Origin of the sequence: Paenibacillus xylanexedens, from assembly GCF_007680605.1 — a bacterium.
GTDB lineage: Bacteria > Bacillota > Bacilli > Paenibacillales > Paenibacillaceae > Paenibacillus > Paenibacillus xylanexedens_B.
Genome location: NZ_VEIO01000007.1, coordinates 206758 through 229118, shown reverse-complemented (window position 1 = coordinate 229118; position 22361 = coordinate 206758). Strand labels below are relative to the sequence as shown.

General features: G+C 45.0%; 19 protein-coding genes. 7 read left to right on the top strand and 12 right to left on the bottom strand.

Features of this window, described 5'->3' with window-relative positions; genetic code table 11:
• Together FS818_RS23580 and FS818_RS23575 are read right to left on the bottom strand one after the other, a co-directional pair.
• The coding region (locus FS818_RS23580) for a DUF4073 domain-containing protein (protein WP_186375576.1) at positions 1-2897 on the bottom strand (2897 nt) is incomplete at its 3' end.
• 209 nt (positions 2898-3106) lie between these two features.
• A complete protein-coding gene (locus FS818_RS23575) occupies positions 3107-3655 on the bottom strand; it encodes a hypothetical protein (protein ID WP_145335247.1) in 549 nt (182 codons plus the stop codon).
• A 95-nt stretch (positions 3656-3750) separates the two neighbouring features.
• Between FS818_RS23575 and FS818_RS23570 the strand changes: the two genes are divergently transcribed.
• Positions 3751-4668 carry a phosphatidate cytidylyltransferase gene (locus FS818_RS23570; RefSeq protein ID WP_145335245.1) on the top strand — a complete coding sequence of 306 codons (918 nt, stop codon included), beginning with the start codon at positions 3751-3753 and terminating at the stop codon, positions 4666-4668.
• Between the two features lie 148 nt (positions 4669-4816).
• On the opposite strand, the gene FS818_RS23565 is transcribed toward FS818_RS23570, so the two are convergent.
• Both FS818_RS23565 and FS818_RS23560 read right to left on the bottom strand, forming a co-directional pair.
• Entirely contained in the window at positions 4817-5392 is a 576-nt protein-coding gene (locus tag FS818_RS23565; RefSeq protein ID WP_145335243.1) for a hypothetical protein, read from the bottom strand.
• Positions 5393-5596: 204 nt separating this feature from the next.
• Positions 5597-5983 (bottom strand): LysM peptidoglycan-binding domain-containing protein, encoded by a 387-nt coding sequence (locus FS818_RS23560; protein ID WP_260984797.1) that lies wholly within the window; start codon positions 5981-5983, stop codon positions 5597-5599.
• Between the two features lie 309 nt (positions 5984-6292).
• Here FS818_RS23560 and FS818_RS23555 point away from each other — a divergent pair, with 309 nt between their 5' ends.
• The 3 genes from FS818_RS23555 (at position 6293) to FS818_RS23545 (ending at position 8814) form a co-directional block, all read left to right on the top strand.
• Positions 6293-7345: a bifunctional transcriptional activator/DNA repair enzyme AdaA gene (locus FS818_RS23555; RefSeq protein WP_145335270.1), complete on the top strand. Its 1053-nt coding sequence runs from the start codon at positions 6293-6295 to the stop codon at positions 7343-7345.
• Between the two features lie 51 nt (positions 7346-7396).
• Positions 7397-8182 (top strand): isocitrate lyase/PEP mutase family protein, encoded by a 786-nt coding sequence (locus tag FS818_RS23550; protein ID WP_145335239.1) that lies wholly within the window; start codon positions 7397-7399, stop codon positions 8180-8182.
• Between the two features lie 116 nt (positions 8183-8298).
• Positions 8299-8814: a hypothetical protein gene (locus tag FS818_RS23545; protein WP_145335238.1), complete on the top strand. Its 516-nt coding sequence runs from the start codon at positions 8299-8301 to the stop codon at positions 8812-8814.
• Between the two features lie 151 nt (positions 8815-8965).
• Here the strand turns inward: FS818_RS23545 and FS818_RS23540 are convergent, their stop codons facing one another.
• The 7 genes from FS818_RS23540 to FS818_RS23510 form a co-directional block, all read right to left on the bottom strand.
• Entirely contained in the window at positions 8966-9664 is a 699-nt protein-coding gene (locus FS818_RS23540) for a hypothetical protein (RefSeq protein ID WP_145335236.1), read from the bottom strand.
• Complete coding sequence (locus FS818_RS23535; protein WP_145335234.1) at positions 9661-10542, bottom strand: ATP-binding cassette domain-containing protein; 882 nt, start codon at positions 10540-10542, stop codon at positions 9661-9663. The genes FS818_RS23540 and FS818_RS23535 overlap by 4 nt, the downstream gene beginning before the upstream one ends.
• A complete protein-coding gene (locus FS818_RS23530; protein ID WP_145335268.1) occupies positions 10539-10919 on the bottom strand; it encodes a GntR family transcriptional regulator in 381 nt (126 codons plus the stop codon). The genes FS818_RS23535 and FS818_RS23530 overlap by 4 nt, the downstream gene beginning before the upstream one ends.
• 138 nt (positions 10920-11057) lie before the next feature.
• Positions 11058-11228, bottom strand: a complete 171-nt coding sequence (locus FS818_RS23525) for an aspartyl-phosphate phosphatase Spo0E family protein (RefSeq protein ID WP_145335232.1) — start codon at positions 11226-11228, stop codon at positions 11058-11060.
• 255 nt (positions 11229-11483) lie between these two features.
• Positions 11484-12869, bottom strand: coding sequence for a helix-turn-helix domain-containing protein (locus FS818_RS23520; protein WP_313960300.1), 1386 nt, complete (start codon positions 12867-12869; stop codon positions 11484-11486).
• Positions 12870-13167: 298 nt separating this feature from the next.
• A complete protein-coding gene (locus FS818_RS23515) occupies positions 13168-14085 on the bottom strand; it encodes an aldo/keto reductase (RefSeq protein WP_145335228.1) in 918 nt (305 codons plus the stop codon).
• 195 nt (positions 14086-14280) lie between these two features.
• A complete protein-coding gene (locus FS818_RS23510; RefSeq protein WP_145335226.1) occupies positions 14281-15171 on the bottom strand; it encodes a diacylglycerol/lipid kinase family protein in 891 nt (296 codons plus the stop codon).
• Between the two features lie 260 nt (positions 15172-15431).
• On the opposite strand from FS818_RS23510, the gene FS818_RS23505 reads away from it, so the two are divergent.
• Positions 15432-16925 carry a leucine-rich repeat domain-containing protein gene (locus FS818_RS23505; RefSeq protein ID WP_145335225.1) on the top strand — a complete coding sequence of 498 codons (1494 nt, stop codon included), beginning with the start codon at positions 15432-15434 and terminating at the stop codon, positions 16923-16925.
• Positions 16926-17202: 277 nt separating this feature from the next.
• On the top strand, positions 17203-18543 hold the full coding sequence (locus FS818_RS23500; RefSeq protein WP_145335223.1) for a glycoside hydrolase family 30 protein: 1341 nt from the start codon (positions 17203-17205) through the stop codon (positions 18541-18543).
• A 203-nt stretch (positions 18544-18746) separates the two neighbouring features.
• On the opposite strand, the gene FS818_RS23495 is transcribed toward FS818_RS23500, so the two are convergent.
• Complete coding sequence (locus tag FS818_RS23495; protein ID WP_145335221.1) at positions 18747-19709, bottom strand: endo-1,4-beta-xylanase; 963 nt, start codon at positions 19707-19709, stop codon at positions 18747-18749.
• Positions 19710-19963: 254 nt separating this feature from the next.
• Here FS818_RS23495 and FS818_RS23490 point away from each other — a divergent pair, with 254 nt between their 5' ends.
• Complete coding sequence (locus FS818_RS23490; protein WP_145335219.1) at positions 19964-22300, top strand: 5'-nucleotidase C-terminal domain-containing protein; 2337 nt, start codon at positions 19964-19966, stop codon at positions 22298-22300.
• Positions 22301-22361: the final 61 nt, after the last annotated feature.

The following is a 22361-nucleotide window of genomic DNA, read 5'->3' as shown; positions in this document are numbered from 1 at the left end:
TTGCTACCCAATTGTTTTGCTTTTTCAACCGATTCCTTGGCAATGGCATCTGTCATTTTGACCAAATCTTTAACCGTGCCATTGGTTTCCGTTGTACGTGTGATTGGCGTCTTGGTCAGGTTCGTACCGTTAACACCGTTCACATCTACCACGAGCTGTTCTTGCTTGGCCGTTGGTGCAGGGGTAGACGTTACTGGTGCAGATGATCCACCGCCACCGTTACCACCTGTGTTGTTGCCCGGGTTAGGTGTGGAACCATTCCCATTACCGCTGTCACCATTGGCTGTAAAGACGATCTTCACAGCGCGTCCTGGCAATGCATCACTAACGGCCTTATGACGCACCCAGACTGTTTTGTTACCGCTAAAATCCAACTTCTCAATGGAAGCCAGATCAATCCAGTTCAGTTTTCCATCAAAAGAAATTTCCATCGTGTCATTCAGACCTGTTATTTTGTTGTTGATGTCGTCGCCCTGCACATTAGGAGCTGTGAAGAAACGATTAATGACGTATTGCAGATTCCCAATTTCCTTATAGCTGTCTTGTTCATCAAGTACCCATTGTGCCAATTCCTTTTGATCTTCCACGCTAAGCTCTGCTCTTTTGGACAGGTCGAGGGCACCCGTACGATCAAAAGCATATTTCTTGAAGAAAGCCTCACCCTCCATTTGATCTTTCATAGCACTTTCGAGCCACTGACTCATTGGATCAATTTTGGTGGCCTTTTCAATAGATTGATACGGGGCAGTCAAAAGCCCTAACACTACCATTGGTTCAACAATATCTCCTTGGTAGAGTCCTTCCAACTTTTCATAGGCCATCGAATACAGATATTTATAAGCAAAAACATTTTTGTCTACTTTATTGGAGAGTTTCAAATAGTTTTGACCAATGCTTCCATACTCTTCTGCTTCTTGGTCGTTAAAGTACTCTGATATATCTACCAATTTTTGTGCGAGTAGATCCAGTTTATTGCTCAAAGCAGTAAGCTCCGTTTGTTCCCAAACAGATTGTGCCAACATGCCAAGTTCAATCATAAGCTGAACCTGATTTTTATTCTCGTAATCTTCACTGACGTATTGGATCAAGAATCCTGCAATGAAATCTCTAACCTGTGGGTTTAAATTTTCGTAGCCGTCAGGAAATTTAATTCCTAAAGCCGGATCTTCCATAGCATCACGCATGGCTGTTTTATTTCCATTTTTCCTCGCAGCGTTCAAGACAGACAATACATCCGTGTTATTATCGCTGGAGAAAAATTTGTCAAAAGCGGTCTGGATTTGAACAAAGGATTCGTACCCGCCAGCTGGCCGCTCCGCAATCATATGATCTGCCAGTGCATTTAACTTTTGTGCATCTGTCTTTATTCCATTCATTTTGCTCATATCTAGCAGAAAGCTATTTACAGGATCTCCTGGTTTGTTATTGTTGTATTCCGTAATTTCAGACTGAATATGTTGCAATTCGTACAGAGAAACCAGCATTTCATTAGTGGTCAGCGCCTTGTTAATTACGGGAGTGAACCTTGCTGCATCATCGAGATAATTTAATAACCTGAACACAGACGACGGACCCTTTTTAAGTTGTAGCTCAGTCATAGTCGCTGTGATACGTTTTTCAATGCCTGAGAATTGAGAATACTTACCAACAAACTGATAAAACATACTATTAGGGGCAGGGGAATCCAAATAGTTCACTTGTTGCATCTGCTTCGCATATAGTTCATCAAGTGAACTCATTTCATCCGGTCCACCAATGTCATGAATGAATTCAACCGCTTTTAAAGCTAGTTGCACGAGGTATTCAACTTGCGCTTTATTCTCGTACCCTTCACTGGTTGGTGGATCTAAATTAAGCATATATACTGCGATATCCTTCTGATCATCTAAGGATAGTTGCTTGAAACCAGGCGCATCTATGAAACTTTCATCACTCAATTGTTCAACAGCATCAGCTAAAAAGTTGCTTGCGTTGCCTTTTGCTGCTTTTATTAATTCGTTGTACTTTCTCAACCCTGGTTCAAAGAACGCATCGAATGCTTTTTGCACATCAGACACGGTTTCATAGCCATCCTGCTTGTGATCCAGCATCCATTGAGCAAGTAACTCTCTTTGGGATACATCGCTTTCCATAACCATAGAGAACATCTTACTCATATCAACCGGGTAAATATGAAAATTAAGACTGGGATTTGCACTGGCAAAGCTGGAGCTCATTAAGTGATCACCAAACATCCCTTCAAGGGCCACATCCATATCCGTAACATTGTCTGCAGCGTTGATAGAATGGTAATCATTTAGCGTTTTGATCAAAGCTTGAAGTTGACCATTGTAGTTAATTGGATTTTTATATTCTCCTAAAACTGGCTCGAACATGATGAGATTAGTGAATATAAGCCTATCTACATTGCTTAATGTACTGTACTTTGCACTTGCTGCAACCATGGAACTTGCTTGATACACCGGAATAGTAACATCCGCAATACTGTACAAAGCATATGTCTCATTCAGGAGATTCTGTACAGTTGTTGGATCTAATGTTTTAGGTAACTTGACCAAGTTATGCATTAACATAAAAACATAATCAATTTGGCGTTGATTGCTATACTCTTGCCCGCTTGGCAAAAGTAAAATCATACCGCGAGCAAGTTCTTTTTTCTGTTCTGCATCGAGCGGATCATACAGTGTAGTTTGATCAGTAATATCTATTAAACTGCCGTCCTGAAGCATATCTTGGACTTTATTGATTGCATCATCAATGTCTTCATTCTGATTTCGAACCTGATTCAGTTTTTCATATCCTGTCAATGGATCAGCACTGGCAACTCCTCCCGCACTAACAACCTGTAGCAATAAAACTGTAGCTAATAGACAACTTACCAACCTTTTAAAATACATTTCCCTACTCCTCCTCATCCCATTTTCAATTGAAATTGCAGACATCCTGAGACGTAAGACCTATTTTAGAACACAGCAATAAACAGATTCTAAACAAGAAATGATAATAAACGGAAAAAAATCCACTCCATAGTTGAAAATAGAGTGGATTTCTTCATATTTTTCGTCAAAATTCATCATTTTAAAAAAATTTTAAGCGAAATTCATTGTTAACTATCCGGCTTCACCTGATACTCCCGTAATCTACCCTCATACACCAGCTTCAACTGCTCGCACTGGCGAAAATCATCCGGAGTTACGAGCGCAGGCAACTTGTTCCATAGCTTGATGCCTGAGCGTTGCAAAATTTCGGCTACAAACTGGGAGCAGAAATAAGAGTTGCTGAACTCCACCGGCTCCTTGAGTGTAATACCAAGAACGCCCAGCAGGTTGTACATATATTTCTGGCGGCTGCGAATGAAAATGTGCAGCACACGCTTCATTTTTTCCACTTCCCGCTCCGAGACCCGAAGCTCATAGATGACACATGTCGTATTGGGATACTTACTGTATGTACCCGTCTGGATATCTTCCTTCACAAACCCGCCATTCAGCGGATTGCTGGGATGTTTGCGTCCAAAGCTGTACAATTCCGTTAATTCCCGGTCAAACGAGATGGAGGCGTGGTTATACGGCGCTCTGGTGTAGGTCTGAATGACTCTTGTAAACAACGTACCTGTATTCGTCAGCAAAATATAAATCGAACGTTCCTCGGTCATCCTCATATTTCCCCTTATCAAGTTGGCACTATTCCTTCATAATAACATAGGTACCCTATAATGGAATCTCACATTGAATAAGCAGGTGATCTTATATGAGTAGCTCTCTATTCACATTAACCCTGATTTTTGCAGCCTTACTAGTTATACATATCGTCTACAAAGTAATTGCCAAGCTGCAGCCGGACAAGGATTATTCGGGCATTGGAACAAAAATTAAAACCTGGTGGGGCATGCTGGTCATCTTTTGCCTTGCAACCCTGTTCAATCCCATCGTCTCGCTGATCTCACTCATGGTGCTTGCCTTTTTCTCGCTCAAAGAATACTTTTCCATGATCCGTAACACCCGGAAAGCCGACCGCCGCCTTTTTCTATGGGCATACCTCGCGATCCCGGTGCAATTTTACTGGATATACATTGGATGGTATGGCATGTTTATCATCTTTATTCCGCTCTATGTATTTCTCGTCTTGCCCATGCCACGTCTGATTAACAAGGGAACGATCGGATTCCTGCGTAGTGTCAGCTCCACCCAGTGGGGACTCATGCTCATGGTGTTTGGATTAAGTCATCTTGCTTATTTTCCATTTGCCTCACCCGAGTACGGATCGAAACTGGTGTTGTTCCTCGTTGTGCTAACACAGCTCAATGATGTGGTGCACTATCTCGTATCTCTTTATCTGGGCAAACGAAAAGTGGTGCCTACAGCGAATCCTTTTATTACATGGGAAGGATTTGTGTGTGCATTCCTTGTCACGACGGCAGCCTCCTATTTCATTCATCCCTACCTCACGCCATTCGACTGGCCATTTTCGTTGTTCATCGGGGCGCTGATCGGCCTCGCCGGATTCTTCGGCAGCCTCACCGTATCTGTGCTGAAACGGGATCTGCTCATCGGGGATGATAACAAGTCGGATGCGCTCAAAAAAAGCTATCTCAGCCGGGTAGACAGTCTTACCTACACCTCGCCGGTCATGTTCCACGTCGTTCGTTATTTCTTTGAATTCATGTAGAAACGACCGTTTACTAATCATATAAAACAAATTCTAAAAAAACGATAATGCATATCAAAAAAAGCAGCCCGAAGGCTGCTTTTCCCGTTTTATTTTTATCTCTATCCGTACAGTGATTATGTTTCTCCGTTTCCTGAGCTCTCTGTGTCTACTTCAACCTAATCTCCTTCTCGGACATCAGGATGTTACCCTTATCGTTGGTAAAAACAAATATGGCTTTCCCGCGTTCACCCTTCATCTCGTCCGAATAGATAAAGCCTGAGAACTGTCCATTACCGCTAAAATAAAAGCCGTCTTCTCCGTTCCCGCCGTGCTCGATCGCTTCCTGCATCGTATTCACAATCGTTACCGTGTTGGATGTCCAGCGCATTTCCGTTAGGCTGTAACCTTTGGGCACTTGTTTGATCGCAAAATCAAAGCTGTTGCCTTCACTCGGTTTATCCGATTGATCAATGACAATGTTGATCTCCTCAGAAGTTGCCGCAACGTTAGACTGCGTCTGCATCTTGTCCTCTTCATCTTTTGCGCTACTCTGATCGTTCTTGTTTTTGGCCTCCGCATTAGGTACCGATCCCTGTCCAGCGTCCTCGATGGGTTGCTTGGACTGCGGGTATGCGTGCTCCTGTACAGACTCTTTATTATTTTTGGCGCCACAGGCGCTAATAACAATGACCATACATAACACAGCAGTATACAGTGCAGATTTCTTGATCACCTGTTTCATACTCCATCTTCTCCCTTCGTTCTTCTTGCATCCTTCTCACACACAGATTAGAACCTTATTCATCACTACACCATATCGTCCCTCATGAAGCTCCATAATATGTAAATGATTTAAAATTCCAGACTGCACCTGTTCTTTTGCAGTGATGCGTGTATGAGTTTTCATGCAAAGCGATGGGAATCAGACGTGTATCATCTCTTATCATTAATGTTGAAATTGCGGCAACTCCAGCACTTGTCCTGTCTGAATGTTTCCGTGTGACAATTGGTTTGTATCTTTGAGCGCTTCGACATAAATCCGGGTATCCATCTGATCCGGTTTGTTCGCAAGAGATATACTCCACAGCGTATCGCCGGAAGATACAACAACCTGTTCATTCAGCAACACTGGCTGATCTCCCGCCGATGCCTTGAATACTACACTGCAACCAGCGATAAATACGCTCATCGTGATGAGTAGCTTAATCATCGCCGGGCGTGTAATCTGATCTCGTAAAAAGAGCCTTGAAGCGTGTTTTCCATATGAAAATTCCGGCTTGGTTCTTAGAACCTGCTCAGGTTCATGAATGCTTTTGTACGTGGAATATTTCATTTCCATCTGACCCCCGATTGTTATCTTCCTTTTTTCGTCAATCTTCAACTTGCTTGCCTATATAACTTCATTTAACAACATAATTTCCATCTCTATCTAAAGACAAATAGGCACATATTACTAGCTTTTAATCGAACACATAGGTCTATGTTATCACTTCATTCTAAACAAATTCTGAACAATGCCCGGGCCGACTGAACAAAAGTTTAAATTCGAGAATGGGTGCCTGATTTTCGGCGATGGGACATATAATTCTGCCCTATAATAAGGGAAAGATTGTGATTCTACTGGAGTAAGGGTGTGCAGTTTATGATCTCTGCTGATCTGAAGGAACAATATTACCAGGCGCTAATCGCTAAAGATTCAGAATACGAAGGTTTATTTTATGTGGGGGTCAAAACAACAGGGGTATTCTGTCGTCCCACCTGCCCGGCTCGGAAACCTAAATTTGAGAATTGCGAATTTTATGAAACCGCTCAGCAAGCACTGCTTGCGTCATTTCGTCCATGCCAGCGATGCCGGCCTCTATCTCACCCCAATCATGTCTCGGATGTGGTTCGCATGCTGGTTGAGGCTGTCGAGAAGGAGCCGGAAAAACGCTGGAAGGGACAAGATTTCAGGGCACTATCCATTGATGAATCTACCGCTCGCCGTCAGTTCAAAAAAAGATTCGGGATGACCTTTGTTGAATACGCTCGCGCACGGCGTATGGGACTAGCGCTGAAACATATTCGTTCAGGGCGCACCGTCATCGATAGCCAACTCTCCACCGGATATGAATCCAGCAGTGGATTCCGCGATGCCTTTTCAAAGATTATGGGAGCTGCACCTACACACGTAGATGACGAACGGGTACTGAAGGCAACCTGGATCGATACAAGGCTTGGCCCCATGATGGCTATAGCGGATGAGCAAGCTTTATATTTACTTGAATTTATTGATCGCAGAGGGCTGGAACGCGAGGTGGAACGCCTGCGCAAGCGCACCAAATCCGCGATTGTACCTGGCACAACAGCACCTATTCAATCCATTGAACGGGAATTAAATGAATATTTCGACGGCAAAAGGACAGCGTTCGACACACCGTTGTTCTGTTTAGGAACACCATTTCAGAAGCAGGTCTGGGAAGCGTTATTAGCCATTCCGGCTGGGGAAACGAGGTCTTATCAGGAGATTGCAAACGCCGTTGGAAAACCGTCTGCATGCCGGGCCGTAGCCCAGGCGAACGGGGCAAATCAGCTAGCTATTGTTATTCCGTGTCACCGTGTGATTAATGCAAGTGGTGAGTTGGGCGGTTATGGAGGTGGACTGACACGAAAAAATTGGTTGCTTCAGCACGAGAGACAGATGTCATTGCAGTAGGAATTCACAGTAGTAGCAGCCTATCTATTTCTATAAAGGAAGTGAGCCACGATGAAAAACAACCATTGCACACAAAAAGAAAAAGCTGAACAATTTCATCAATATCATGTGAAGGGACAACCTCTCGTACTGGTGAACGTGTGGGATGCCGGGAGCGCACAGACCATTCAATCTACGGGTGCCAAAGCTCTGGCTACGGGAAGCTGGTCTGTTGCCGCCGCTCATGGGGAACAGGATGGTGAAGCTCTGCCGTTTCAACTCGTGCTTGCTAATCTCGCACGTATTATAAAGAGCGTAGATCTACCTGTCACCATCGATATAGAGGGAGGGTATGGCAGGTCCGTGTCAGAAGTGAAGCAAAACGTGTTGCAAATTATTGAACATGGTGCGGTAGGCATTAATATCGAGGATCAGTTGCCCTGTGATGAAGGCCTGTACAGCGTCGCAGAACAATGTCTGAGACTATCCGCTGCTCGCGAAGCGGCACGTGAGGCAGGCATTCCCCTTTTTATCAATGCACGCACAGATTTATTTCTACAACAAGTTCCTGAGAAACATAATGAAGCGTTAGTTAACGAAGCAATTGCACGGTCCGAGGCATATGCGGAAGCAGGGGCAAGCGGTATATTCATTCCAGGTTTACAGGATCAGTATTGGATTCAGGAACTATGTGACCGTTCGCCAATCCCCGTCAACGTGATGGTAACCTCCAACGAACCTTCACCCAGACAACTGGCAACACTAGGGGTGGCACGAATCAGCTACGGGCCTTATCCTTATCTGCAAGTTATGGAGAACCTGAAAGCACTTGGGCAACGTATTTTAACAGGAGCATAAGGATTATACTAATGAGGTGTGTTCATGCCACGGCGTCCCACACGGACAGAAGATAGGATGTTTCCAGCCTTCACCTGTGGTATAATCCCACTACCTAACAGTAACAGGAGGCACATATGCTTAACGTTGAACAAAAGCTTGAAATTCTCGAGTCGTACCCACAGCTGCAGCGCAAAAATGTATCTCTGGGTCGTGTGAATTTCCACTACGAGGACAGTGCCTACGAGAAAAAAATTGTAGCACTCCATATTCACCCTAACGGTAACGGTTATATCTATGCAGGGTTATTGCCGAACTACGAGACGGATGCCAAAGGGTTCGTCAATGTCCGTGATTACTCCGAGGGAGATCTGCGTACATTGCTGGATGCAACGCTCAAAGCGATGTCTCATAATCCAGACGCAGTTGAAGTGACTGAGAACGTACCATCCCCTAAAGAATCTGCCCCGGTCACCCTGTCATCAGGCGGTGGTATCTGGATCAATGAAGAGGGACACACACTTACGTTAAAATATGACAATGACATGTGGTGTGTATATGCTGGTCAGGAACTGGAGATGGCTTTTGAATCACGCGGTGAAGCTGGCGAGTATCTTGAAGAGGAAGGTTTCAAATCGCAAGCTCAAGCATAGATTAGAGTACAACCCATGGGAGAAAATACAATAAACACGAGGTGAGCACACACTCCCTCGTGTTTTTTTATTGCCCTGTCGAATGCCTTTTCTAAATCTTATATCCCTTAAGAAAAGTCTTTCTCCCGGTAAGCTTTTGGCTGAACTTTCGTTAGTCTTTGCTCCCTTTTCGACCAAGCGGCGCATGCTTCATCATGGGATACGTGGATAGAAGGAACGCTCCGCCGATTAAACCCAGTACGGTGAACAGCACGATCCTGTTTAATCCGGCAATCCACAGCATCAGCTGTCCCAAGTCTGCAAATGCAATGATCAGTGACAGCACCAGACCAAAGCCAAACAACAGAATCAGGAAATTACGCAGGCCCAGCCGAATCCAGCAAACCGTCAAGAAAACAGATAGACCGAGTACCAAGAGCCCCAGCATCACGTCAATCCACAGATAAGGAAACACGAGATAACTCGAAGAATAGAGCATTCCCGGTTGGTACAACGTGACCTGTAGCCATCCCCCGACATTCAGCAAATGAACGACCCCATAGATCGCATGCAGAATGATCATCGTGCCCACAACCATACAGGCTCCCATCATATAGAAAGATTTCATGAATTGAATCCGTGTACTGCCCATACCAATGGCCACCGGGTAGAGCGTGATTAGACCCGCAATGGCAAAAGTACAGATCCCTCCATACATCGGCCCGAATAACTGCGATGAATAACTGACATGAAACAGAAAAGCAATCGCCACATAGACTGCTGTCAATCCAAGTGCAATGGATGTAAAGATGATCAGATATAAACGCATATCATCTAAAATCAGCCGATTCGTTCCTTTTACTGCATTCATGCTCTCACCTCCTCCTGCTTCCGCGTTACATTCACCAGATAATCCTGGAGCGTCGCTTTTTCAATGGAAATCCCGTGATGCCCAGCCTTCGCTACCCATTCCTTCGAGTAAACATCATCAATCATCACTTTGCCGGTTGTACCCATGCGAGCAGAATCAATAATATTAGCATCTGCAGAGGCCAGCTTAACATCTTGAATTAACCCTGTTAGAAGAATCCCGCGCTCACGTACTTCCTCCATGGGGTGATGATATAACACTTTTCCTTGATGTACCACGATCAGCGTTTCACACAAAGGCTGTACCTCTTCGATATGATGCGTTGATATCAGAATCAGACGAGGGTTATCTTCATACGTTTCCAATAATGCTTCATAGAAAAGTTTTCGTTTCTCGGCATCGAGTCCATTCGTAGGCTCATCCATAATCGTTACACTCGCATTACTGCACAGCCCCAGAATAATTTGAGCAGCTGTCTTCATGCCCTTCGAAAATTTACTCATTTTCTGTTTGGAAGGCAGCTCAAATATATCGATGAGCCGCTTGGCAAGTTGTTGATCCCATTGTGAATGGAAATGTGATCCGATGGTGACCAGATCATTTATTGTCCAGTTTTTACCAAGCGGATGATTCTCCTGGATGTAACATAGATGTCCTTGAGCAGACAGATTATTGTAAGGGTTCTGACCCATAATTTGAATGGTGCCACTGTCAGGGCGGTTATGTCCGGCGAGCAGGCTCATTAGCGTCGTTTTACCAGCACCGTTCCTTCCCCAAATTGCACCAATGACAGGTTCATTCTCATGCAGGGTGACACTGTTCAGAATAGAGGGTTTACTCTTTTGATAGCTGTAACATACCTGCTCCATATGAATCATATTTCACTCTCCTTATCCTTCTTACCGCGAATCAGATCAATAATCATGTCCTCGTCCATCCGAATACGTCTGGCTTCTTCAAGTAGAGGTTTGATGTATTCCTCGTAAAAATGTTGCTTTCGTTCAACAAGCAAGGCTTCTCTGGCTCCTTTGGCAACAAACATTCCCACACCTCGCTGTTTGTATATGATGCCTTTGTCTACCAACTCCTGTAGCCCCTTTCGCGCCGTAGCCGGATTAATATTGTAAAAGCGTGACAGTTCATTCGTCGAGGGAACCTGCTCCTCCACCCTCAATCTGCCTTCCACAATATCATCCATGATCATCATGGCGATCTGATGAAAAATAGGCTGGGATTCATCCAAAGTCGATTTCATCTGTTTCCAACTTTCATACATAATAATGATTCTGCGTGTGTCTTATCTTTGGGTCAATTTTTCATCCCTTAGTTAGTTGGTTAGTTACTTATGTAACTAACTATAGTATACAAGAACATAAATGTAAATAGACCTTTGTTAATTGATTAACTTCTCCACACGGATTCGGTTATATTGGTTCAGGAGAGCGTCAAGGAGTATGGACTGTCTAATCACTTCAGGATGAAGCAGGCTACCGTATTGCAGATGTATCTGATGCAGCTGTTGTCTCGCGTCTTCTATCTGTGATTTTAATTCCATACGATCCATAGCACCCCCTCCTTTTGTCATATTTTAGCTTATTATGCCAATCGATAGTTTAATGAGGGTATGACAGATAAGCTCTTCATACGTTACCGGACCGTTTATACATACAAAAAAGAACGCCTCTGAGTTATTCAGGAGCGTTCTGTGGCTCAGGCTTATGTCCCTAAACCGTGATCATTCGTTCGGTAGATTGGAGGAGGGGTATCTTCCTTGACTGGAGATGGCCCGGTAACCGTCGGCAGGATGTTCACCGCGATACTACAAGTAACTATCAGCAAAGCCAGTTTTTTCTTCATTGATTTTTTGCACCTCACCAATCAAGATTTTGTATTGCTGTATAGCAGTATCGGACGCATAATCCCTGTATTGTTCGAATAGTCCGACACTTCTAAGCATACCTCGTCCATCACTAATTTCAATAGCAAATCTTAAGCTATCCAGCACAAAATTTAAACCTTGTGCAAAGTGATCCCTCTTCAGATAATATTTGCCCAATCCAGCCAATAATCGAACGTAACGATCATCCGTAACCTGCTTGCTGACTTTTCCAATTCGGTTCCGTTGCTCCTGATAAGTAAAATGCGGTGCATACTCTTCTAATACATCATCGATATCCATATCGTATCGATTCGCCGCAGTAACAATATCACATAGCGCTGGAAAGATCTCGTTCTCTTTTGTTGAAATGTAGGCCAGATACTGGGGAAGAATTTCAAACTGTCCAGCCATTAATTGATATATATAACGATTCCCCTCAGCCCATTCCTGAAATTGTTGAATAACAACCATTTCTTCATGATCCGGATTTTTGACCCAGGAGGAATCGGTGTATAACGAAACATATTTGAGGGCCATCTCATAGTTGTCTAAATGGAAGTAAGCACTTCCCGATGCCAAATAAGCATACATAACATAGAATATAATAGGTCTTTTCGTTTCTTCCGCTTTCTTTCTCCCATTCAATTCATAGTGAATGGTTGCCTTTACTCGCAGTTTTTCTGACAACTCCTGCACCTTACTCCACCGATGAAGCGAGGCAAACGCATTAATCAGTTCATTCAATGCATCCAGTTGATAGCGTTCATCCAGCCGATCCACATAATATTCAAATTGAGCCGCAATAATAACATTCCGTTGCTGATCATTCGACAGTCCGAGCTTGAACAGACGATACTGACAGAGCGCAAGCCGCTCGGAATGTTGCATCTTCTCACTTTCAGCGATTGTTTCATATAAGAGAGTTGCCGGTTTCCATTTACCAGCATGATAGAACTCCTCCGCCACATCAAATAACATCGGGATATACGAAAGATTATCCATCATGAGACGGACGACCTCTTCGATACAGTCCAGCTTATCCAGTTCAGCACATCGATGCAGAAAAGGACCTAACCTCCGCCAATCCGGCGTTGCGTGCACAAAGCACTCATCAATATACAACTCATAGAAATGGCCCGCTGCAAGCTTCATAGCCACCGTAATACGGTCCAGCTGCTGCATGGAGATAGGTCGATTTTTATTCAAAATGTTGCTGAGTGTGCCAGAATTAATTCCGGACAGCTCTGAAAATAAACTGATCGACATCTGTTCACGCTTCAGATAGCTTGCTAAATGATCGCGTATCGTGGTTGTTGTCGGCTCCAAGGGAACACCACCCTCCAAAATAAAAACACCAAAAGCGAGCATACAGGTACATGCAAAAGTAATTATATGTAATATGTACGTGCTTTTCAATAAAATAATTTCAACTAATTTGTATTAATTACATTTTAACCCTTTTAGAGCGAGAAAATATGTATCTATATTTTATATCGAAATGGTCTGTTCTTCCAAGACCCAACTGCACAAAAAAACACGAGCCAGGCGGGCTCGTGTCATTTGTCAGAATATCATTACGCATTCGGCGTATTTTCACTTTTACTCCATATTCAATGTATGTGACTTAAGGCAGTACATTCCCTGCAGCGCGATAAATTTCATACCACTCTGGACGAGTGAGGTGAACTTCACTTGCTTTCACACAATCTTGCAGACGTTCAATGTTCATGGTTCCTGTCACGGGCTGCATCTTTGCAGGGTGACGAAGCAGCCACGCAATTGCAATGGTTGTGTTGCTCACGTTATACTTCGCAGCGATCTCATCGATCTTGGCATTCAATTCCGGGAATTTCTCATTGCCAAGGAAGACCCCCTCGAAGAATCCGTATTGGAACGGAGACCACGGCTGAATGGTGATATCATGCAGACGGCAGTAATCCAGAATGCTGCCATCTCTGTTCACCGCAGCGTCATTCTCCATATTCACGTTGATGCCGCTATCGATCATCGTCGTGTTGGTAATACTCATCTGTAGCTGGTTGGCTACCAGAGGCTGTTTGACATATTTTTTGAGCAATGCGATCTGGTTCGGATTCTGGTTGGATACGCCGAAGTGACGCACTTTTCCCTCACGCTCCAACTGATCGAATGCTTCGGCCACTTCCTCCGGCTCCACAAGTGCATCCGGGCGGTGCAAGAGCAACACATCCAGATATTCCGTTCTCAGACGTTGCAAAATGCCATCCACTGAATTCAGGATATGCTCTTTGGAGAAATCAAACATACCCTTGCGAATGCCGCATTTGGATTGAAGAATCAAATTCTCACGAACTTGGGGATTCATCTGCACAGCATCGGCAAAAATCTCCTCACATGTCCCTGTGCCGTAAATATCGGCGTGATCGAAGAAATTCGCGCCTACTTCCATAGCAGAACGTACAAAATGCTCCGCATCCTTACTATCCAAAGAATTGATTCGCATACAACCTACAGCAACTACAGGCACATCGAGTGCACTGCTGCCCAGTTTAATGGTTCTCAAGATGTTTCCCCTCCATTATTCAAAAATAGTTTATGCGCATGAGACACTGATACATATCCGTATATGTACGTCCACGCTTGTCTTCCGTCTATGATTGTGACACACATCTGCAATCGGTTTCAATAGACTTTCCCTACATTTATATGGAGAAATGATTTGTTTTAAGTCATACTGCCCAGCCTTGGGCAGAAATCATTAATCTTTTTCCGGCACGATCACCTTCATATAACCAGGCAATACACGGATATCAATCGGTAAAGCTGGGCCTTCCTCTCCATCAACATTCGTACGGATGGTTTCGTCGGAGCGAACACGCACTTCTTTGGCTGTAAAATAGTGCACGTCCTTATGGGCCTTCAGATTGCCGAAGAACAGTGAAGTGCCTAAGGTCAAGCTGTTGAACACACCGATGTTCTGAATCACAAAGCAGTGGATCAATCCGTCGTCTACCGCTGCATCCGGTGACAATTTTTCGAACCCTCCGACCGAGTTGGTAAGTGCTGCCACAAAAAGCGGAGTCTCTCCTTCCCAGAATTGCCCGTCATATTCGATCTTCAAAACGTTTGCCGGTGTATTTACCAGATCCTTCAAGCCTTCTTTCAGATAAGCGAATGATCCCAGCTTTGATTTTTCCTCTGACGAAACCGAGAATAACGCCTCCGCCAAGGAGCCGGCTGCCAACACATTGGCAAACAGTCGCCCATTCACCATGCCGAGATCTACCGACCGGGTCTGTTCCGAACGTAACTGCTCGATCGCTTCCTCCGGGTCAAGGGAGATATGTAACGCCCTTGCAAAATCATTCACTGTTCCCAGTGGAACAACGCCTAGAAGAGGACGATGTTCCTGATCCAGCATACCGTTGATCGTCTCATGCAATGTGCCGTCTCCACCGATCGAGATGACCAGATCATACCCTTCTTTGCAGGCATGCAGACCGTAATGGGTGGCATCCCCTTCCCCGGCTGTTTCGTTAACCACGACTGCGTATTGTCTGGATTCCAGAATAGCCCGAACTTGGGATACATATTGCTCTGCTTTTTCCTTGCCTGACGACGGATTGCTAATGATCATTGCTTTCCTCATCGATACATCTCCCTCTCCGCATATAGCCTCTGTACATCCTTACCCTTTCCAAGATGGGATTGAATACAGTGTGATGCAACTATGTTGATCACCATACAAATTTTTATAATTTGCACAAAGTTATGCTGAAAAAGTGCAGGGCATGGGCCTTATCATATAGAATAAAAGTATAGATAGATAAACGTTATAAAATCACTGTTCCTATATCCCCAAGACGGGTTAATAATAAGAGATGTTATGATTTGGAGGGAAGGCATGTAATGAAGAGAATCGCACTATTATTGTTGATATGTATTCTAAGTATAGGTACGGCGGGGCAAGCGAAGGCATACGTGCTCGATGATTCAGATCATTCCCTAATTAAAGATCCCGCGCTCGAAGAAGGACTGAAGCTGATTCTGAACATCCCTGTAGGTGAACCCCTGACATCCAAAGACCTGAAGCAGCTTCGTGTGGTGGATCTGAGCAATGCCGGCATTCAGAGTCTTTCCGGGCTGGAACATGCCGTAAGTTTGACCCATCTGCGTCTATACGGTAATGAAATTACAGATCTCACACCACTGGAACACCTGACGGAGCTTCGCGAGATTGACGTCCGCAACAATTACATTACATCCATTCAGCCTCTCGCGGCATTACGGCAACTGGGACGTCTATATATCAGTAACAACTCAATATCCTCCATTGACGTCGTGCGGGAATTCCCCAGACTACATACATTGCATGCCAGCGGCAATCAGATTCCAAGCCTGAATGCTCTAACAGAGCTACATTCGCTGAAATGGCTCGAAATCTCAAATAATTTCATTACAGATCTTACACCACTTACGGAACAGACTGAGCTGAAGCGGCTGAATGTGGCTAACAATCAGATTGAAGCACTGGATGCTCTCGCAGAGTTGCCAGATACCCTGCGTGAGCTGAATGTGGCAGGTAACCATATATCTCGCTTGGCACCCCTGAGCCACATGAAAGAACTGCGGAAACTGGATATCTCGGGTAACCAGATCCAGCAACTGAGCGACATCGCAACATTAACAAACTTAACGGAGCTGAATGCGGAGTCCAATCAGATCTATAATCTGGAGCCGCTACGCAAGTTAACCAAACTAAACGTCTTGAAGCTATCGGACAACCGGATATGGGATCTGACACCAATCTCCGAATTATCCTTCACACCGGATAACTCAGATGTACCAAGCGTAAACAACATCTCTGATTCCACTTCTATGTCCTTAAGCACACCAAATATGATGACAGAGGCAACTGATGCCGGGCTTACTGTACATAACAATTATCTGGATGTGACAAGTGGCAGTCATACGATGCAACTACTGAACGAGATGAATGTCAGAGAGCAGAAGCGTACGCCGCAGGGCCGTTTTCAACGCTTAATTGAAGGGTCTGCCACAGCATATGTGGGCGACCGTGCGTACGAACTTGATGGAGCTCCTTTTATTAATGAAGGCCGGACATATGTGCCTCTTCGATTTGTATCCGAGCATTTAAATGCTCGTGTGAACTGGAACAGCGGTACACGCGAAGCAGTCATTACACAAGAGGATCAAACCATTCGCTGGGGCGTAAGCAACAAGCAGGTCACCGTTAACGATGAACTCATCATGAATGATGCTCCGCTGTTAATGAAGGATGGCAATGCCTATGTTCCAATTCGATTTATTTCAGAGCAGCTTCATACAACCGTTGGATATATCGCCAAGAGTAAAACGATTCTGATCTTTGAAAACAAATAACTATATCCCCGCCGCATTGTTGGTGGGGATTTTTTCTGTTTTCAGAGGAATAGGGTATATCTTGCTAACTATATGATGATCCCTTAATCACAGCCAGCATAAGTGTTATAGGTGTAGTGAGCCACTTCCTCCCACTCCATAATGATTCATTTCCAAACGAACTACCTTGGATTAGGGTAAATATTGCACGGATTAGCACATCTGCTTTTGCTACGGAAGTTGGTATACTTAACGTAATCAAAAGGATTACTTACCAGCCTACGAGGAGGATCATCATATGACATTTACGTTTAACGGATTTTCGACTACACCTACAGAGCCGTGGAACGAGTTATCTTTTTCAACTACTCATGAAAGCGCTAACTTAAAATTAACCGGTGAGCAGCATCAGCTGGTTGAAGGGTTCGGTGGTTGCTTCAATGAACTGGGTTATTTGGCTTTGGCCCATTTAAGTGACGAGCAGCGACATGAAGTCATGCATTCCCTGTTCCACCCGGAAGGGGAACACCGGTTCACGATCTGTCGCCTGCCGATTGGCGCGAGTGACTATGCAGAGCAGTGGTATAGCCACAACGAAGTAGACGGAGATGTGGCGATGGACCATTTTTCCATCGAACGAGATTTCAAATATCTGATCCCTTATATCAAGGAAGCTTTGAGTTATAACCCGGATTTGCAATTATTCGCATCGCCATGGAGTCCGCCAACCTGGATGAAGTTCCCCAAAGCTTACAACTACGGAACACTGCGCTGGGAAAAGGACATTCTCGAAGCCTACGCTCTGTATTTTGTGAAGTTTGTTGAAGCCTACCGCGAAGCAGGCATTACGATTCATCAGGTACATGTGCAGAATGAAGTGATCGCGGATCAGAAGTTCCCTTCCTGCATGTGGACAGGCGAGCAGCTACGTGAATTTATCGCTGATTATCTAGGGCCTGCTTTTGAGAAGCATGGTCTGGACACCGAAATTTGGCTGGGTACGATCAATGCGCCTGATCCGTGGGAAGAACTGATGAAAAAGAAAACAACCGGATTCGATGAATATGCCGGACTGGTGCTCAGCGATCCCAAAGCCTACTCCTATATCAAGGGGGTCGGATATCAATGGGCAGGCAAACATGCCATTCAGCGTACCGTTGCTAGTTACCCGGAGCTTCGCTATATGCAGACCGAGAATGAGTGCGGGGATGGGAACAACTCGTGGAACTACGCCAAGCACGTGTATAACCTCTATCAGCACTATTTCAGTAACGGCGTCAACGCCTATATCTATTGGAATATGGTGCTTGAGCCTAGAGGACGTAGCACATGGGGCTGGGAGCAAAACTCAATGATCACCGTTGATCCTGCAAGTAAGGATGTCACTCGTAATCCAGAGTATTATGTCATGAAACATTTTGCTCATCATATCGTTAACGGCGCTCGCCGGCTGGGTCTCTCTGGAGCATGGAGCGGCAAAGCCGTTGCTTTCCGCAACCCGGATAACAGCCTCGTTATCGTTGTTAACAATCCGTTCTCGGATCGCCGCGACCTTCACTTGACGTTCGCCGAAGGACAAACGATTCATGTGCAGCTAGAGGCTGATTCCTTTAACAGTATGGTGATTACAGCGAATTAAAACACCTTGCAGGATGGTAAGAAACGTAAACATGGCATGATGTTTCTACAAGCCAAAGAGCCTGTCCCATATCATAACGGGACAGGCTCTTATTTGAGGGGATAATGCAGGTCAAACGATTTTAGCTGATAGAGCGAATCCATTCTACTTGTACTTGTACTACAGTGTTATACAATTGCCAACTCCAAGGTTCGCACCTGGGCTTAAGGATTGTTCGCCAGGTAGTTTTTCAGCCACTGCATTGCAGGACGCTCTGTGCCATTACTTCTTATCAGGTGGGAACCACTAGTCCAAGTTTGGTTTTCGTTGTAACCCCACAGCGTAACACCTTTAACAGCCGGGTGTTTCCAGAGTACAGGGAACTTCTGTTGGTAACGTTGCAATTGGGTATTGTCATCGCCAGTCATATCCAGCTCGGATACATACACTGGAAGACCTGTTGCTTGCAATTTGTTCAGAACAGTGTTCATCGTGTTCACAGATACATTGTCCATATTGAAGTAATGCGCTTGAATACCGATGCCATCAACGAGGCCTCTGTTTTTCAGCAGGTTGATGATTTGGATATATTGATCTGCTTTGGCAGGATCACCGATAATGCCATATTCATTGATCAGCAATTTGGAATTCGGGAAAGCTTGTCTTGCTTGTTGGAAAGACCAGATAACCCAATCCCAACCTGTCTGCCCATCTCCGCCAATCGCGTTGCGGAAGGATGGCTTCGCATGCAACGGCTCATTGACTACGTCAACATACTCCGCTTGGGAATAACGCTGTCCTGCAGCTCTGATCCATTGAAGCACTTCGTTTCTCTGATCATTAGCAGAGAGGCCATTAATCCAGTTAGGTGCCTGGCTACCCCACACAAGGGTATGGAATTTGAAAGGCATATTATTGTTCTTCGCGTAGTTGTAAGCCATATCTGCCTGGCCCCAGTTCATCACATTACGCGTGCCTTCTACTGCACCCCATTTGGTGGAGTTCTCTGGCGTTACCTGATTCCAGTACGGACTGAAATTGTTTGGTACCTGGCTAGCTATAATATTCCCCAGGAATTTACTGCCTTTAGCCAATCCGGCACTGACACTACCCACCGCGACTGACGCGGCCAGCACACCTGCCAGAGCAAGCGTACCTACCGTCTTAAACCATTTGGACTTCAACATAATATTCCTCCTTGGTTGGGTTTATTTTATAAAGCGCTTACAAGGACATCATAATGGATAATTTTGGTTTTATACACATATAAAACATACTATTTACTTTGAAAAGTATACTTCCTATTGCTTTATCTTTTCCCCCACTTTATTCAACTGTATCGAACATATATGTTACATCTGCGTTTACATTACGTTGATGTTTCTCTAGTATGGAATGGATACGTATAAATACACACACTAGAACACAAGGGAGATTACACATGCGCACACCTGGTCTAAAACGTTTCGCTAGTTGGTCATTATCCATTCTATTAGGCACTTCCCTGCTGCTCGCGCCGCTTGCTTCGGAAGATGCTCACGCAGCTGAAGCAGATCCAGAGACTAAGATTACTTTGCTTGGCACATCTGATATTCATGGTCGCTTTATGCCATGGGACTACGCACTGGATGGCCCCAACCCTGCCGGAAGCATGACACAGCTCTATACGATGGTAAAAAAAGTCCGTGCTGAGAATCCCAACACTATCCTGCTGGATGCGGGAGATATGATTCAGGACAATTCTGCCGAATTGTTCAATGATCAACCCCAGTCACCGATGATGGTGGCCATGAACGAGATGAACTATGATGCCTGGGTTATGGGGAATCATGAATTTAATTTTGGCCTGGACGTACTGGAGAAAATCTCTTCTCAGTTCAAAGGCCAGGCGCTTGTCGGTAACATTTTCAAAGAAAACGGTGACCGTTACATGCCTGCCTATACCATTATCGAGAAGGACGGTATCAAAGTAGGCGTGATTGGAATGAATACCCCGATGATTACCGAGTTTGAAAAAGGAACGGATCACTTGAATGGTGTCATTGTCAAAGACCCTGTGGAAGAGACTCGCAAAGCCATTGCCGAGCTGAAAGGCAAAGTGGATGTAATGGTTGGCCTCATGCATATGGGACTGGATAACGAGAACGGCAAACCGGGAACCGGCGTCACGGACATTGCCAATGCCAACCCGGAGCTGGCTGCTATTTTTGCCGGACATATGCATCAGCTGATCGAGTCACAGACCGTGAACGGCGTGCTGATCTCCGAGCCCAACAAATACGGTACACACATGTCACGTATTGACCTGACGTTTGCTAAAGAGAACGGTAAGGTTGTATTAAAGAGTAAAGAAGCGAAAGCACTCGCTGTCAAAAAGGCAGACGGCACTTATGAAGTTTCCGATCCTTCTCTGGAAAAAACACTGCACCCGTTCCACGAGTTCGCTCGTGCCGATGCTAACATTGAGGTAGCGGAGTTGAAAGGCACCAATCTGGTTCCGGCGGATGAGATCAAAGGCATCCCTGCCGTGCAGATTCAGGAAACGCCGCTGTCTGATTTTTTCACCGAAGTTATGCTCCATTACAGTGATGCCGACATTGTTGCCCATCAGATCGATAATGACAAAGCCAAGCTGGACGTTGGCCCGATCAAGAAAAAAGATATTGCGTTTAACTACCAGTACACATTTGGTGAAGTGACGGTATATGAAGTGACCGGACGTGATCTGAAGGATTACATGGAATGGTCTGCAGGATACTTCAACTCTACTCGCCCCGGAGATGTAACCATAAGCTTTGATCCGAAGCGACGTGCTTCCAAGTACAGCACCAATGATTTCTTCGGCGGTGTGACCTATGAGATCGACCTGACCAAGCCATATGGTAGCCGCATTACCCATTTGAAGTACAGTAACGGAAAAACGGTTCAGGCAGATGATACACTCAAGCTCGGCATGAATGCTTATCGAATGGAAGCACTGGTAGCCAAAGGCGGAGCTCTTGAAGGACGTAAGTTTAAACAACTCTGGTCTTCTAAGGATGCTTCGGCCTTTGGTGAGATTCAAGGCACGATCCGTAATCTGTCTATCGCATATTTGAAAGACGTGATGAAAGGTGTCTACGAACCGAAAGTGCAGCAACATTGGAAAATCACCGGCGTAGACCTGACTGCACCGGAGCGTGCAGATGTCGTGGAACTGATTAATGCTGGCATTATGACCGTGCCGACAACAGAAGATGGCAAGTACACCAATATTGCCTCCATTAACATTTTGGATGCTATAACTGAAGATGAGATGCAAGCCCTATCCTCCAAAGCAGGGGTAGATGTAGGCCAATTCAAAGGCGTAAAAACGAAAGGTGCTTTCTACCAGAAGTTGAACAAGGCTCGCAAAGCTGCAGATGGCCAAGGCAATGGCGAGAACTCTCCATCTCCAGTACCTGCACCGGAGAAACCGGTAACTCCAGCGAAGCCGAATCCAACTCCGGTTCCTACACCTGGAGCGGCAAAACCAGGTACTCCGAAACCAGGTAAACCACCTGTTTCTTCGGGCAATGGTAAGCCAATTGTCACAGCTCCAGGCAAACAAGCGAGGGTGACAGCCACTCATTTGAATGTACGTGCGGGTGCATCCTCCAAATCTAAAGTGATTACTTCTGTACCACAAGGTACGATACTTGAGGTAGTTAGCACAGGCCATGCCTATGGCTGGGTCAAAGTGAAGCTGAATGGACAGACGGCATACGTTTACGGCAAATATGTGAGTATTCTAAAATAACACCGTATGTATCAAGGCGGTACCCCCATGTAATGATGGCGGTATCGTCTTTTCTTAATAT

Coding starts and splice junctions, on each gene's coding strand:
- FS818_RS23490 (WP_145335219.1), top strand. CDS start 19,964: ATGCGCACACCTGGTCTAAAACGTTTCGCTAGTTGGTCATTATCCATT.
- FS818_RS23505 (WP_145335225.1), top strand. CDS start 15,432: ATGAAGAGAATCGCACTATTATTGTTGATATGTATTCTAAGTATAGGT.
- FS818_RS23535 (WP_145335234.1), bottom strand. CDS start 10,542: ATGATTCATATGGAGCAGGTATGTTACAGCTATCAAAAGAGTAAACCC.
- FS818_RS23510 (WP_145335226.1), bottom strand. CDS start 15,171: ATGAGGAAAGCAATGATCATTAGCAATCCGTCGTCAGGCAAGGAAAAA.
- FS818_RS23545 (WP_145335238.1), top strand. CDS start 8,299: ATGCTTAACGTTGAACAAAAGCTTGAAATTCTCGAGTCGTACCCACAG.
- FS818_RS23555 (WP_145335270.1), top strand. CDS start 6,293: ATGATCTCTGCTGATCTGAAGGAACAATATTACCAGGCGCTAATCGCT.
- FS818_RS23550 (WP_145335239.1), top strand. CDS start 7,397: ATGAAAAACAACCATTGCACACAAAAAGAAAAAGCTGAACAATTTCAT.
- FS818_RS23530 (WP_145335268.1), bottom strand. CDS start 10,919: ATGAAATCGACTTTGGATGAATCCCAGCCTATTTTTCATCAGATCGCC.
- FS818_RS23575 (WP_145335247.1), bottom strand. CDS start 3,655: ATGACCGAGGAACGTTCGATTTATATTTTGCTGACGAATACAGGTACG.
- FS818_RS23500 (WP_145335223.1), top strand. CDS start 17,203: ATGACATTTACGTTTAACGGATTTTCGACTACACCTACAGAGCCGTGG.
- FS818_RS23565 (WP_145335243.1), bottom strand. CDS start 5,392: ATGAAACAGGTGATCAAGAAATCTGCACTGTATACTGCTGTGTTATGT.
- FS818_RS23560 (WP_260984797.1), bottom strand. CDS start 5,983: ATGAAATATTCCACGTACAAAAGCATTCATGAACCTGAGCAGGTTCTA.
- FS818_RS23540 (WP_145335236.1), bottom strand. CDS start 9,664: ATGAATGCAGTAAAAGGAACGAATCGGCTGATTTTAGATGATATGCGT.
- FS818_RS23495 (WP_145335221.1), bottom strand. CDS start 19,709: ATGTTGAAGTCCAAATGGTTTAAGACGGTAGGTACGCTTGCTCTGGCA.
- FS818_RS23525 (WP_145335232.1), bottom strand. CDS start 11,228: ATGGATCGTATGGAATTAAAATCACAGATAGAAGACGCGAGACAACAG.
- FS818_RS23570 (WP_145335245.1), top strand. CDS start 3,751: ATGAGTAGCTCTCTATTCACATTAACCCTGATTTTTGCAGCCTTACTA.